8 protein-coding genes and 1 pseudogene are annotated in these 14,991 nt (G+C 50.9%); 7 read left to right on the forward strand and 2 right to left on the reverse strand.

The window, feature by feature from the left end:
* Nucleotides 1-81: 81 nt before the first annotated feature.
* From UNDKW_RS00695 to UNDKW_RS00725, 7 genes and pseudogenes are all read left to right on the forward strand, one after another.
* Nucleotides 82-2,655, forward strand: coding sequence for an exo 1,3/1,4-beta-D-glucan glucohydrolase (locus tag UNDKW_RS00695; RefSeq protein WP_232063184.1), 2,574 nt, complete (start codon nucleotides 82-84; stop codon nucleotides 2,653-2,655).
* Nucleotides 2,652-3,653, forward strand: coding sequence for a glucokinase (locus UNDKW_RS00700; RefSeq protein ID WP_162057174.1), 1,002 nt, complete (start codon nucleotides 2,652-2,654; stop codon nucleotides 3,651-3,653). The genes UNDKW_RS00695 and UNDKW_RS00700 overlap by 4 nt, the downstream gene beginning before the upstream one ends.
* A gap of 14 nt (nucleotides 3,654-3,667) precedes the next feature.
* On the forward strand, nucleotides 3,668-4,966 hold the full coding sequence (locus UNDKW_RS00705; protein WP_370529067.1) for a sugar MFS transporter: 1,299 nt from the start codon (nucleotides 3,668-3,670) through the stop codon (nucleotides 4,964-4,966).
* A 574-nt stretch (nucleotides 4,967-5,540) separates the two neighbouring features.
* Nucleotides 5,541-9,044: pseudogene (locus UNDKW_RS00710) on the forward strand (indolepyruvate ferredoxin oxidoreductase family protein); the annotation flags it as partial.
* Between the two features lie 164 nt (nucleotides 9,045-9,208).
* A complete protein-coding gene (locus tag UNDKW_RS00715; protein ID WP_232063185.1) occupies nucleotides 9,209-9,589 on the forward strand; it encodes a hypothetical protein in 381 nt (126 codons plus the stop codon).
* A 196-nt stretch (nucleotides 9,590-9,785) separates the two neighbouring features.
* Nucleotides 9,786-13,064, forward strand: a complete 3,279-nt coding sequence (gene icmF / locus UNDKW_RS00720) for a fused isobutyryl-CoA mutase/GTPase IcmF (protein ID WP_162057177.1) — start codon at nucleotides 9,786-9,788, stop codon at nucleotides 13,062-13,064.
* Nucleotides 13,065-13,442: 378 nt separating this feature from the next.
* Nucleotides 13,443-13,637, forward strand: a complete 195-nt coding sequence (locus UNDKW_RS00725; RefSeq protein WP_162057178.1) for a hypothetical protein — start codon at nucleotides 13,443-13,445, stop codon at nucleotides 13,635-13,637.
* A 59-nt stretch (nucleotides 13,638-13,696) separates the two neighbouring features.
* On the opposite strand, the gene UNDKW_RS00730 is transcribed toward UNDKW_RS00725, so the two are convergent.
* Both UNDKW_RS00730 and UNDKW_RS00735 read right to left on the reverse strand, forming a co-directional pair.
* Complete coding sequence (locus UNDKW_RS00730) at nucleotides 13,697-13,840, reverse strand: hypothetical protein (protein ID WP_162057047.1); 144 nt, start codon at nucleotides 13,838-13,840, stop codon at nucleotides 13,697-13,699.
* A gap of 74 nt (nucleotides 13,841-13,914) precedes the next feature.
* Nucleotides 13,915-14,964, reverse strand: coding sequence for an MFS transporter (locus UNDKW_RS00735; RefSeq protein WP_162057179.1), 1,050 nt, complete (start codon nucleotides 14,962-14,964; stop codon nucleotides 13,915-13,917).
* Between the last annotated feature and the right edge of the window lie 27 nt (nucleotides 14,965-14,991).

Genomic DNA, 14,991 nt, shown 5'->3' on the forward strand with positions numbered 1-14,991 from the left:
AAATTCGACGTATAAACCAAGTACCATCAATAAAGAGACAAAAGCGAATCAGCAGATTCCTTCCATAATAAAGAGCACACCATGATGAAATTGAAGCATAAGAGTATACAGATCAGTTCTGCCATCCTGCTGGCATATGGAGCAAGCCACGCCTTTGCGGCAGACACGGCAACCCAGTACGGACCGGGCAAGATGCCTGACAAGAATCTGGCAACGTGGCCGCAAGTCCAGAGCGTCATCCGCAAAGACCCGGCTATCGAGGCAAAGGTCGCGGCTATCGTCGCAGGCATGACACTGGAACAAAAAATAGGCCAGATGACGCAACCGGAAATCAAGGCTATTACACCGGATGATGTACGCCGCTATTACCTGGGCTCTGTCCTGAATGGCGGCGGCAGCTGGCCAGACCGCAATAACAAACATGGCACGGCGGCTGACTGGGTTGCCCTGGCAGATAAATATTATGAAGCTTCGATGGCGACTGACATGGCAGTCAAGGTGCCCGTGGTCTGGGGCATAGATGCGATACATGGCAATAGCAATGTGTATGGCGCGACCCTGTTCCCGCACAATATTGGCCTGGGTGCTGCGCATAACCCACAACTGGCGTCGCAGATATGTCGTTCCATGGGCAAGTCTGTGCGTGCCACCGGCATCGCCTGGGTGTTTGGCCCTACGCTGGCGGTAGTACGTGATGACAGATGGGGGCGCACTTATGAAAGTTTTTCTGAAGACGGTGCACTGGTGCGGCAGTATGCGGGTGAATATGTCAAAGGCTTACAGGGCTCCTTCATGGATGATGGCAATGTGATTGCCACTGCCAAGCATTTCATGGGCGATGGCGGCACTGACCAGGGCAAGGACAGGGGTGTGAATCTGTCCACCAATGCGCAAATGCTCAATACCCATGCGCAAGGTTACCTGACGGCCCTGGCAGCAGGCGCGCAAACCGTCATGGCATCCTACAATAGCTGGAACGATAAAGCCTCAGGCGCAGATTACGGCAAAATGCACGGTAGCAAAGCACTGCTGACAGACGTACTCAAAACAAAAATGGGTTTTGATGGTTTTATCGTCACTGACTGGAATGGCATAGCAGAAGTACCCGGCTGCCGCAATGACAGCTGCGCGCAAGCGATCAATGCCGGCATAGACATGGTCATGGTACCGGATGACTGGAAAGCCTTCATCAGCAACACCATTGCCCAGGTCAAGTCTGGCGAGATACCCATGAGCAGGATAGATGATGCAGTGACCCGCATCATCCGCGTCAAATTACGCACTGGTCTTTTCGGTAAAAAGCCTTCTGACAATACCTATGCAGGCAAGCAGGATGCCTTGCAAGACCGCGAGCTGGCCAGACAGGCCGTACGCGAATCTCTGGTCTTGTTGAAGAATGATGGCGCGACTTTGCCACTGGGACGCAACAAGAAAATCCTGGTGGTTGGCAAGACTGCGGACGATATCTCCAACCAGACTGGTGGCTGGTCATTGACCTGGCAGGGTACGGATAACAAGAATGCAGACTTCCCGAATGCTGATTCCATACTGACAGGCATCAAGGCAGCCGTAGGCGAAGCCAATGTTGAATTCAGTGCCGATGCCAAGGGTGTAGATGTCAGCCGCTTTGATGCCGTGATTGCCGTCATTGGCGAAACACCGTATGCAGAAATGTATGGTGACATAGGCCCCTCTGGTAATTTGCGTCATAGCAGCCGCTACCCGGAAGACCTGGCGGTGCTGCAGGCAGTGTCTGGCAAGGGCAAGCCGGTAGTGACCTTGTTTGTCTCTGGCCGCCCGCTGTATGTGAATGACCTGTTGAACCTGTCTGACAGCTTTGTCGCTGCCTGGTTGCCTGGTTCAGAAGGCAAGGGCGTGGCAGATGTCCTGTTCCGTGCGGCAGATGGCAAGGTCGCGCATGACTTCAAGGGCGCACTGTCATTCTCCTGGCCCAAATCTGTCTGTCAAGCCAGTTTGAATTTTGATGATGCGAATTACTCACCGTTGTTCAAGCTAGGTTATGGCCTCACCTATACCAGCAAGACAAAAGTTGGAAAGCTCGATAGTAAATACCCGTCCGGTGGTTGCGGCGTCACAAATGCCTACCCAGTTTTCAATCAGGCTGACCGTGCGACTTATCCTCTGTATGTTGTTAGTGGCAATGAGCAGCAGGCAGTGGGATCAGACCTGAACCGTGTATTGAATATGAAAGGCATCAGCGTACAAACCTCACAAGTGAATAGTCAACAAGATGCCAAGCTAATTAGCTGGAGTGGTGCAGCGCGCGTGGAAGCCCGTGCAGCGCAAGGCAAAGCCATACCTGCCTTCGCTACAAAAGATGGTGCATTGAGCTTTGACACTATCGTGGCTACTGCACCTGCAGGCACGGTCAGTTTGTCCATGCATTGTGGTAATCACTGCAGCGCAAGTGTGGATGTGACTGAAGCGTTCAAACGCCTGGCTGGCAAAAAAGAAAAACAGACAGTCAAAATTCCCTTGTCCTGTTTCACCGCCAAAGGTCTCAAGCTGACTAATGTGGATATTCCATTTTCCATCAGCAGTAATGCAGCTTTCAGTGCCGCCTTAACGAATATACAGATCGTTGGTGGCGCAGCCAAAGACGTCGATACCTTGAATTGCGCAGAACTGAAATGATGTCCGGTCAGAAGATCAACCCGATATACCCGCGCCTGCTGGCCGATATAGGCGGCACTAATGCCCGCTTTGCGCTGGAAACCGCAGAGCGTCAGTTTGATGCAGTCAGCGTGCTGGCTTGCGCTGACTATCCTGGTTTGCCTGATGCAATTAAAAGCTATCTCGCCAGCGACGCGGTCAGGCAGGTACAGATGAGGCATGAAGCACGGATAAGCCATGCAGCCATCGCTATCGCCAACCCCATTGATGGCGATAGCGTGCGCATGACCAATCATCACTGGAGTTTTTCCATCTCTGCGGTACGCGCGCAACTCGATTTCAGCAGCCTGCTGGTCATCAATGACTTCACTGCACTTGCAATGGCCTTGCCCTATCTCGATGCCAGCCAGTTGCAGAAAATTGGTGGTGGTGTGGAGATGCCGGGCGGCACAATAGGCTTGATCGGTGCTGGAACGGGGCTGGGTGTGTCCGGCATTATCCCCTCTGGCAATTCCTGGGCAGCTTTGTCAAGTGAAGGCGGGCACGCCAGCTTTGCACCAGCCAACCGTGAAGAAATGCGCATACTCGAATCGCTGTGGCAGCAATATGAACATGTCTCGGCAGAACGCCTGTTGTCAGGCAAGGGGCTGGAATTGATTTGTGCCGCTATTTCTGGCAAGACGATGGATGCCGCGGATATCACGCGCCGCGCACTTGATGGCAGTTGCGCAGATTGCCTGCGCACGGTTGAGCATTTCTGCGCCATCCTTGGCAGTATGGCAGGCAATGTCGCGCTCACACTTGGGGCGACTGGTGGCATGTATATAGGTGGTGGCATCGTCCCCAGGCTGGGGGCTTTGTTTGCCGTATCGGCATTTCGCCAGCGCTTTGAAGCCAAGGGGCGGCTCAGCAGTTTTCTGGCGCAGATACCGACTTATCTGATCACTGAAGAATATCCGGCTTTCCTCGGTGTATCAGCCATGTTGGCAGATCATCTTGGCAAGCAAGAAAAAATTTAATAAGGAGCTACATTTTGGAAACTTCATTACCGACAACCGCTGCCGTCACATCTGACGGCAATGCCAGAAGCCAGACCAGCTCTCTCGTCATTGTGACGATTTTGTTTTTCATGTGGGGTTTTTTGACCTCGCTCAATGATGTGCTGATTCCGCACTTGAAATCCATTTATACCCTCAGTTATGTACAAGCGACGCTGGTGCAGTTTTGCTTCTTTGGCGCCTACTTTATCGTGTCCTTGCCTGCCGGTATGCTGATAAAAAAAATCGGCTACCAGCATGGCGCAGTGACTGGCCTCGTCATTGCCGCTACTGGTTGCGCCATGTTCTACCCTGCATCCATGGGCAGTTATGCGCTGTTCCTGCTGGCGTTTTTTGTACTGGCATCTGGCATCACGATTTTGCAAGTCGCTGCCAATCCTTATGTCACAGTATTGGGGGAAGCAAAAACAGCCTCCAGCCGCCTGACCTTGACACAAGCTTTTAATTCCCTGGGCACGACGGTCGCACCTATTCTGGGAGGCATATTGATTTTGTCTGGTGCTGCACTGACAGCAGTAGAGATCAATCAACTGCCCGCTGCAGAACAAGTTACATATCGGGCCAGCGCCGGTGCCGCAGTGCAAATGCCCTACCTGATGCTGGCAGGTGCTTTGCTGTTGCTGGCAGTCTTGTTTGCTTTTGCCCGTCTGCCTAAAATTACACATGCGGAAGAAGCCGGTGCCGCAGATAGCAGCGCCAGGACATCGGTGCTTTCACACAGCCATTTGCTGATGGGGGCGATAGGTATATTTCTGTATGTAGGTGGTGAAGTCAGCATAGGCAGCTTCCTCATCAATTTTCTTGGTGAATCTGACGTTGGTGGTCTGACACCAGCCGTTGCGGCGCATTATGTGAGCTTCTACTGGGGCGGTGCCATGGTGGGGCGCTTTATCGGTTTTGCGGTCATGCGCAAGGTCAGCCCAGGCAAGACCCTGGCATTCAATTCTGCGGCTGCCATCATCCTGATCCTGACGGCGATCTACAGCCATGGCTCAATGGCCATGTGGGCGATACTGGCAGTTGGTTTGTGTAATTCCATCATGTTCCCTACCATCTTCAGCATGGCCCTGAACAAACTTGGGCCTTTGACGGGGCAGGGCTCAGGTATTTTGTGCATGGCAATAGTTGGTGGTGCGCTGGTACCTTTCCTGCAAGGCTATCTGGCTGACAGCATAGGTTTGCACACATCTTTCTATGTGCCTGCTGCCTGTTATACCTTCATCCTGTATTTCGGCATACGCTATGCCGGTATGTATTCAACGAAAGCAGACTAGTCACTTCTTCCTTACAGGGGAGATTCGGGAGCTTTTTGCTCCCGTTTTTTTATTTCCCTTGCGCTCAATGGGTATCATTTTTCATGATACCCCTATTTTAATTCCATATTTTCCACAAGCGCGTATTCGACCTACACTGTGAACACAGCAGATTTCAAAGGAAGTCGAAGAAGCGCTGCAGCGAAATTTCGAAAGCTTCTTTTGATGTCTCTTTGATCCGGATGAAAGAAAATGCAGGCATGGCCGTTGTATTTGACATAATCAAATGCGACAGGCGTAATGTCTTGACATCGAATTTTGTCCAGGATTCGAATAAAATGGTAGTTATCACTACCAACGCAACGAGAGCCTATCTCTGATACCTCGCTATAGGCTCCGAGCAAAATTGTGTCTTACCGGATACAACGCATGCTCTTTGCGATCTAAATCACAAATTTTGGAGCCGCCTTATGTCATCCGACACCACCATGGAGTCTGCTGGACTCTCGTCCCTGCCGTCCCCGTCGTCTTCTGCTAAAGAAGTTCACACCGAGCCTGTCCAGGATGCGCTCGAAGCCAGCCAGATCACCAGCCCCCGCAATTGAATGATGTGCAACTCGACGATAAATATACGTCGAACAGCGGCACGATCTTTTTGTCAGGCATACAAGCCCTGGTACGCCTGCCCATGATGCAGCGCCAGCGTGACCTGGCTGCAGGCTTGAACACAGCGGGATTTATTTCCGGTTATCGTGGTTCACCGCTGGGTGGTCTGGATGAAACATTGTGGAAAACCAAAAAACTGCTGGAACAAAACCATGTACAGTTCGTCCCTGGTGTCAATGAAGACCTGGCGGCAACGGCTGTCTGGGGCTCGCAAACAGTAGATCTGATAGGCCCGTCCAAATACGATGGTGTATTTGGCATGTGGTATGGCAAAGGCCCTGGCGTCGATCGTAGTGCTGACGTATTCAAGCACATGAACCATGCTGGCACATCCAAACACGGTGGTGTCTTGCTGGTGGCCGGTGATGACCATGGTGCGTATTCATCAACACTGCCGCACCAGTCCGACCATATTTTCTCTGCCTGCATGATACCCATGCTCTACCCCAGCAATGTGCAGGAATACCTGGACCTGGGCCTGCATGCCTGGGCCATGTCGCGTTTCTCTGGCTGTGCAGTTGGCTTCAAGGCACTGGCTGATACGGTAGAGTCGACTTCTTCCGTCGATGCCGACCCTTTCCGCCTGCAGATTAAAATACCGCAAGACTTTGTCATGCCTGAAGGTGGCCTGAACACCCGTTTGTCTCTGGATACCCTAGGCATACAGGCGCGCAAGCAGGAAGCCCTGATGCAGGATTACAAAATCTATGCAGCCCTGGCTTATGCACGTATCAATAAACTCAATCATGTCACCATAGACAGCCCGACTGCGCGTCTGGGCATCGTAGCCTCAGGCAAGTCTTACCTCGATGTGCTGGAAGCGCTGGAAGAACTGGGCATCGATGAGAAATTCGCTGCCGAGATAGGCATACGCCTGTTCAAGGTATCCATGCCCTGGCCGCTGGAGCCTGACGGTGTGCGTGAATTCGCCCAGGGTCTCGATGAAATCCTGGTGGTCGAAGAAAAACGCCAGATGGTCGAGTACCAGCTCAAGGAACAGCTGTACAACTGGCGCGATGATGTGCGCCCACGCGTCATCGGCAAGTTCGATGAAAAAGGCGAATGGGTACACCCGCGCGGCGAATGGCTGCTGACATCCAAGGCTGACTTTTCGGTGGCTCAGATTGCCCGCGTGATTTCGTCGCGCATTGCCCGCTTCCATACCAGCGACCTCATCAAGGCACGCCTGGCATTTTTGGAAGCCAAGGATGTGGTCCTCAGCAAGCAGGTCAATACACCGGCACGCCCCGCTTACTATTGCTCAGGCTGCCCGCACAATACCTCCACCAAGGTGCCGGAAGGCAGCCTGGCACTGGCTGGTATCGGTTGCCACGTCATGGCAACGGCGATTTACCCTGAATTCAATAAACTGACTACCCATATGGGCGGTGAAGGTGCGCCGTGGATAGGGCAGGCCGCATTCTCTACCTTGCCGCATGTATTCCAGAACCTTGGTGATGGCACTTATTTCCATTCCGGGTATCTGGCAATACGCGCAGCCGTTGCTGCCAAGGTCAATATCACGTACAAGATTCTGTATAACGATGCCGTGGCAATGACGGGTGGTCAACCTGTTGATGGCATCATCAGTGTACCGATGATGGCGCAACAGATGGCGGCAGAAGGCGTCAAGCGCATCGCCCTGGTGACTGAGGATTTGTCACGTTACACAGACCGATCCAACCTGCCCAGCTTTTTAACTCTGCATGACCGCAAGGACATGGATGCTGTACAACGCGAATTGCGCGAGATACCTGGCGCAACGGTGCTCATCTATGACCAGACCTGCGCCGCCGAAAAACGCCGTCGCCGCAAAAAAGGCGAATTCCCTGACCCTAATCAACGCATGTTCATCAATGAAGCTGTCTGCGAAGGCTGTGGCGACTGTGGCGTGCAATCCAACTGTACTTCCATCATGCCGGTGGAAACAGAATTTGGCCGCAAGCGCAGCATAGACCAGTCGTCCTGCAACAAGGATTATTCCTGCGTCAAGGGTTTCTGTCCCAGCTTTGTCACGGTAGAAGGCGGCAAGCTGGTCAAATCCAAGACTGGTACGGCAAAGACCGATGACTTCGGTGCACTGCCAGAGCCACAATTGCCTGCCTGTGAAAGCTCTTACAATATCCTGTTGAACGGCATAGGCGGCACCGGTGTCATCACGGTCGGTGCTTTGCTGGGCATGGCTGCGCATCTGGAAGGCAAGGGCGCATCGGTACTCGACATGACAGGCATGTCGCAAAAAAATGGCTCGGTGACTTCGCATATACGCATCGTCAACCAGGCGGGCAAATTGCGTGCACAACGTATTGCAACTGGTGAAGCAGACCTGATACTGGGCTGCGATATCCTCACCGCAGGCGCACATGACGCAATTTCCAAAATGCGCGCAGGCCGTACCCGCGCTGTCATCAATACCCATGAACAACCAACCGGCCCGTTTGCCAAGAACCCTGACTGGCAATTCCCGCTGGAATCCGTTGAGCACCTGATTTCTGAATCAGTTGGTGGCAATGTTGATTTCATCAATGCCACCAAACTGGCAACCGCATTGATGGGCGACTCCATCGCCACCAATTTGTTCATGCTGGGCTTTGCTTATCAGAAGGGCGCAATACCGGTATCTGAAACTGCCTTGCTGCGCGCGATAGAACTGAATGGTGTGGCGATCGAGGCCAACAAGAAAGCCTTCCTATGGGGCCGCCGTGCTGCTGTAGATTTTGCCCGCGTAGAAAAAATTGCCATCCCTGGTCAATCTGTCGTCATCCAGATGCCGCAAAGTCTGGATGCCCTCATCAATCGCCGCATTGCGGTATTGACGGATTACCAGAACGCCGCTTACGCCCAGCAATATGCGGACCTGGTCGACAAGGTCCGCAAGGCGGAATCTGCATTAAATGCAGGTAACAAGTTCAGCATGGCTGTCGCCAAGTACGCCTTCAAACTCATGGCCTACAAGGATGAGTATGAAGTCGCACGTTTGTATACCAATGGCGATTTCACAGCAAAACTGAAGCAACAGTTTGAGGGCGACTTCAGCCTGAAATTCAATCTGGCTCCCCCTATCTTCTCAAAGAAAGACGGACAGGGTCATCTGGTCAAGGCCCAATATGGCTCCTGGGTCTGGCAGGCATTCAAGCTGCTGGCCAAACTCAAGGGCTTGCGTGGTACGGCACTGGATATCTTTGGCCGCACAGAAGAACGCAAGGCCGAGCGCGCACTCATTGTTGAATACACTGCCTTGATGGAAAAGCTGGCTGCTGGTTTGAATGCGGACAACCTGGAGCAGGCCATCGCCCTGGCTAGCCTGCCTGAAAAGATACGCGGTTATGGCCATGTCAAAGAAAAGGCCATGCAGGCGTATCATGCAGAGAAAGCAGTTTTGCTGAACCCGCAAATACCTATAGTGATCAAGGAAGTGTCTCGCGTAGCCTGACCTGTGATGATGCAAGACTCACTTTATATAGGAGTGAGAGAAGTGAGTCTTGCAGTGCCTGTTGATTACTTGCTGCTGAATGTTTTGCTCAAAAACCGACCCCATCCTGGCGTAATTTTAATATGCTTAAAAAACTCTTTTTTGTATTGATTGCAGTAACTGGCTTGAGCGCTACTGTTGCTAATGCAGCGCCAGCATCAACTTTCCGTGTCTTTTTCCCCAGGCTGGCGCTGGCTGTAGAAGATGGGGAACGTGTCGCTGAGCTCAAACTGACACAAACCTGTGGAGAATTCTGGGGCCTGGCAGGCATACCCAAAGACTGGGGTGTAGAGATTGTCAGCCCCAGTTCTGGCACTGCCAGTTTGCATGCCAGTGCTGGTCATGGTGCTTCCAGCATATTTGATTTGCAAAAATGGAATGGGGTAGTACAAATATCAGGTACGCATGCCAGATGTAAGGACTTGAACGCAGTCATTACGACAGAGACGGTTGAGCGTCGCAAGGAATATTATTTTTCCGGACGTGAGTTGCAATTGCGCAAGTGACGGAGTGATAAATGTATGCATTGCCAATTCGTTAATATCAAGACTTATATGACAGCGATGAATTGTATGAAAAGCATGATCATAATTTTTAATTGACGTTTACGTTAACGTCATATAACTTAGCCTAACCCAAACATAGTGAGAATTTGCTAAATAGCAATATTCATTGTGATAAAACAAGACCGATGAGGAAGACATGACTGACCTGTCCGTTGCCCAGAACCTGACTGAATACAAACCTGCCAACAAAGTGCGCTTTGTTACCGCCGCTTCCCTGTTCGATGGCCATGATGCCTCGATCAATATCATGCGCCGCATTTTGATGGCGAATGGTGCAGAAGTGATCCATCTGGGCCATAACCGTTCGGTAGAAGAAATCGTCACTGCTGCTTTGCAGGAAGATGCCCAGGGTATTGCCATTTCCAGCTATCAGGGTGGCCATGTCGAATACTTCAAATACATGATAGACCTGCTCAAGCAACGCGGCGGTGCGCATATCAAGGTATTTGGCGGTGGCGGTGGTGTCATCGTGCCGGAAGAAATAGCCGATCTGCATGCCTATGGCGTGACCCGTATTTTCAGCCCTGAAGATGGCCAGCGTATGGGGCTGGTGGGTATGATTTTGTCGATGATACAGGCTTGCGACAGCGATCTGTCCGGCTATGCGCCAACGACGTTGGCAGTATTGCAGCAAGGCGATATCGCCGACAAGCACCGCCCGCTGGCACAATTGATTACCGCGCTGGAAAACGACAAGGTCGCGCCAGAATTGCGCACGCAATTGATGGATGCGGCCAAAGCCAGCAAGACACCAACCCTGGGTATCACGGGTACTGGTGGTGCCGGTAAATCTTCACTGACAGATGAACTGATACGCCGCATACGCCTGGATCAGGATGACCATCTGAACATCGCCCTGATCTCCATAGACCCGTCGCGCCGCAAATCTGGCGGTGCCTTGCTGGGTGACCGCATACGCATGAATGCGATCAACCCATGGAAGGGCAAGCTCAAGGTTTTCATGCGTTCACTGGCAACCCGTGAAGCAGGTTCCGAGATTTCACAAGCTCTGCCCGATGTGATTGCGGCCTGCAAGGTCGCCGGTTTTGACCTTGTCATCGTCGAGACTTCAGGCATAGGCCAGGGTGATGCTGCTATCGTGCCGCATGTCGATGTATCGATGTATGTCATGACACCAGAATTTGGTGCCGCATCACAGCTCGAAAAAATCGACATGCTGGATTTTGCCGATTTTGTCGCCATCAATAAGTTCGACCGCAAAGGTGCACAGGATGCCCTGCGCGATGTCGCCAAACAATACCAGCGCAACCGCGAATTGTGGACACAAAAGCCAGATGACATGCCAGTCTATGGCACGCAGGCTTCACGTTTCAATGACGATGGCGTGACTGCGCTGTACCAAGGCATCTTGCCAGTACTGGTGCAACGCGGTTTGCTGGCCAAGCCCAGCAAGCTGGCTGCCATCAATGTCAAATATTCCAGTGCCAAGAATGTCATCGTGCCACCGGCACGCAGCCGTTATCTGGCTGAGATTGCAGATACGGTACGTGCCTATCACAAGAATACCGGCAAGCAGGTCTTGATTGCTCGTGAACGCCAGCAACTGCAAGAAACCAAGCGCATGCTGTCAGCCGCAGGCAAGCCTGCTGATTTTGATGACTTGATCACTGATCGCGAAAACCGTCTCGATGGTGAATCCAAAAAACTCATCAGCATGTGGCCAGACATGCAGGCTGCCTATGCGGGTGATGAATATGTCGTCAAGATTCGCGACAAGGAAATCCGCACCCGCCTGGTACAGCGATCCCTCTCTGGCACAAAAATTCGCAAGGTGGCTTTGCCGCGCTTTGTCGATCACGGTGAAATCCTGCGCTGGCTGATGCTGGAAAATGTACCTGGCTCTTTCCCCTTCACAGCCGGTGTGTTCGCCTTCAAACGCGAAGGTGAAGACCCTACCCGCATGTTTGCCGGTGAGGGTGATCCTTTCCGTACCAACCGCCGCTTCAAGCTGGTGTCGCAAGGCATGGATGCCAAGCGCCTGTCGACTGCTTTTGACTCTGTGACTTTGTACGGGGCGGACCCGGCAATACGTCCTGATATCTATGGCAAAGTCGGCAATTCCGGCGTCTCGGTCGCGACGCTGGAAGACATGAAAGTTTTGTACGATGGCTTCGATCTGTGTGATCCGGCCACATCGGTGTCCATGACCATCAATGGTCCGGCACCGACGATACTTGCCTTCTTCATGAATACGGCCATCGACCAGCAGATGGAAAAATTCCGCGTCGATAACAAGCGCGAACCCACTGCCGATGAATCTGCCAAGATACGTGCCTGGGTATTGCAGAATGTGCGCGGCACGGTGCAGGCAGATATCCTCAAAGAAGACCAGGGACAGAACACCTGCATCTTCTCGACAGAATTCTCGCTGAAGGTCATGGGCGATATACAGGAATATTTCGTCCATCACCAAGTACGTAATTTCTATTCGGTCTCCATCTCCGGTTACCATATCGCAGAAGCTGGTGCGAACCCGATTTCTCAACTGGCGTTCACATTGTCGAACGGCTTCACCTTTGTTGAAGCCTATCTGGCACGCGGCATGCACATTGATGATTTTGCGGCCAACCTATCCTTCTTCTTCAGTAATGGCATGGACCCTGAATACACGGTACTGGGCCGCGTGGCACGCCGTATCTGGGCAGTGGCCATGCGTGACAAATATGGTGCGAATGACCGCAGCCAGAAACTGAAATACCATATCCAGACCAGTGGCCGTTCCCTGCATGCGCAAGAGATCGATTTCAACGACATCCGCACCACGCTGCAAGCCCTGATCGCGATCTACGACAACTGCAATAGCCTGCATACCAATGCCTATGATGAGGCAATCACGACGCCGACTGATGAATCTGTACGCCGCGCTTTGGCGATCCAGCTCATCATCAACCGTGAGTGGGGTCTGGCCAAGAATGAAAATCCTATCCAGGGCAGCTTCATCATCGAAGAACTGACTGACATGGTAGAAGAAGCCGTCATGCAGGAGTTTGAACGCATCGCAGAACGCGGTGGTGTACTCGGTGCCATGGAAACCGGCTATCAGCGCGGCAAGATACAAGAAGAATCCATGCACTATGAACACCTGAAACATGACGGCACTTTGCCCATCATCGGTGTGAATACCTTCCGCAATCCTAAAGCCAATGACACGCCGCAGAAGATAGAACTGGCGCGTTCTACTGAAGAAGAAAAGCAATCGCAATTGCAACGCCTGGCGGATTTCCATAGCCGTCATGCCGATGTGGCACCGAAGGCGCTGGCTGCCTTGCAGCAGGCGGCGATCAATAATGAGAATGTGTTTGCCAAACTCATGGACGCAGCCAGGGTTTGTTCACTGGGGCAGATTACGACGGCACTCTTTGAAGTAGGTGGACAATACCGGCGCAACATGTAGGAAGCTTCAAAAACCTTTTAATCGGGCGCATAGCTGCGTTGTAAATGCTCGCAATACCGACGTATTGCTGCGCTTTACGCCTTGCTCTGCATCCCGATGAAAAGGTTTTTCGAAGCTCCCTGATGACAGTCGGAAAAAACCGGACACCAATTGCGGACGCATTACTGCGTTGCAAATGCTCGTAATATCGACGTATTAATGTGCTTTGCGCTTTGTACTGTATCCCGCTGAATGAATTTCTCAGCGTGCCACGGATACGGTTTGCTGGCGACGCTGCGCGCGCCTGTGTAAAACTTGATGCCTATTTAATTTCTTGATGTCCCTCGAAGTTCAGAGAAATTTCATTCGCTTAAAATATGAAATTTTGAGGATTCCTATATGGACTTCGAATCAGTTTTCAAAACGAGGTTAGGATTATCTCTTGCAGAAACTACTTCAGTTGAGATCAAAGCATACTCATTTAATTTGTTTGAAAATGCTAAAAACCAAAATTCGAAATTTGGCATTGAGTTGATTGGGGCTGGCAGTTTTGATTCTGCTGACGCCGACTGGGCTTGTGATGAAGTTTGTTAGGGAGCCTGGCAACCGACAGCGTAGCAGAAGCTTTGCATGTACAAGACCGATTATAGAATCTAATTGAAACAAGGCAATATATTTTGATTTTGATTTTGATTTTGATTTTGATTTTGATTTTGATTTTGATTTTGATTTTGATTTTGATTTTGATTTTGATTTTGATTTGGATTTGGATTTGGATTTGGATTTGGATTTGACATTTTTTTTAAGTGTACTGAGATTTTCTAAATCATATCCACTTCCAAAGTTCGCTATATTGGGTCATAGACAATTCTTACTCGTTCGAGTGTCTAAATGAAAGTACTAGGACGAGCAGTCCTAAAGTAGAAAAGCCAGAGAGTGCTAAGAATACCGTTTCTCCACCATAATCTTTCCACAAAGTTCCTGCTACTGTACTACCAAAAATCCCACCCAGGCCGAAGGACGCAATGGCATATATTGCTTGTCCTTTCACGCTAGCTCTATCAGGAAACAGTGTCGAGATGTGAATTACTGCACTCGCGTGATACATTCCAAAAGTGAAGCTATGCAATAGCTGGGCAACGCCGAGAAGAAACAATGACGATGTAAAGTATCCAATGAGTAAATAACGGACTATCGCCGCCCCAAAACTAAATACGAGCATTTGCTTTAAAGTGAACGAGTTAAATAACTTAGGCATAAAGAATAGAACGACAATTTCGGCAATAACAGCTACCGAAAATAAGTACCCTATTGTCTGAGTTCCATAGCCGACGTCATGAAGAAGCAGCGAATAGTATGTTCCATAGGTACTATGTGCCGAAGCCATCAAAAAAGTAGCTCCAAGGAACAACATTATTTCAGGCCGAGTGAATGGGAATTGCAAAGAGAAAATACCCAAGGAGTTAAAAATGGGATCTTTAATCGAATATTTTGGATGATTTTCAGATAGATAGACGCAGAGAAGGCCGGTTATTTGAATAATGATCCACACGTACACCAAAATGTCTGCATCATAGATTTCCAGTAGCGCTCCCGCTAGCGTCACTGCGAGTAAATACCCGACAGAACCCCACAGCCGGATCCGCCCATAAAATTTTGGATCGCCATTCAAGCGCTTAATGGTCAGTGCGTCTAATAGTGGCGTTACTCCACTCCAGAAAAAACTTATCACAAACAAGATCAAGCTTATATACAAAAAGTCCAATTGATCAAGGAGCAGGATCAAACAGGACAAGCTTGCCAGGTAAGTAAAAAAGATGACTTTTTCTGCGCACTGGTACTTGTCAGCAAGCCATCCCCAAAAAAGGGGGTAATCGCTCTTGGACCAACGAATGATGAGATGGCGACTCCAATTTGCCATGGACTAAGACCACGTGCCTGCAAAAAA

Source organism: Undibacterium sp. KW1 (assembly GCF_009937955.1).
Taxonomy (GTDB): Bacteria; Pseudomonadota; Gammaproteobacteria; order Burkholderiales; family Burkholderiaceae_D; genus Undibacterium.

Bases quoted from the DNA above. Each gene is read 5' to 3' on its own strand.
- UNDKW_RS00695 (WP_232063184.1), top strand. From the start codon at position 82: ATGATGAAATTGAAGCATAAGAGTATACAGATCAGTTCTGCCATCCTG.
- UNDKW_RS00725 (WP_162057178.1), top strand. From the start codon at position 13,443: ATGGACTTCGAATCAGTTTTCAAAACGAGGTTAGGATTATCTCTTGCA.
- icmF (WP_162057177.1), top strand. From the start codon at position 9,786: ATGACTGACCTGTCCGTTGCCCAGAACCTGACTGAATACAAACCTGCC.
- UNDKW_RS00735 (WP_162057179.1), bottom strand. From the start codon at position 14,964: ATGGCAAATTGGAGTCGCCATCTCATCATTCGTTGGTCCAAGAGCGAT.
- UNDKW_RS00700 (WP_162057174.1), top strand. From the start codon at position 2,652: ATGATGTCCGGTCAGAAGATCAACCCGATATACCCGCGCCTGCTGGCC.
- UNDKW_RS00730 (WP_162057047.1), bottom strand. From the start codon at position 13,840: ATGTCAAATCCAAATCCAAATCCAAATCCAAATCCAAATCAAAATCAA.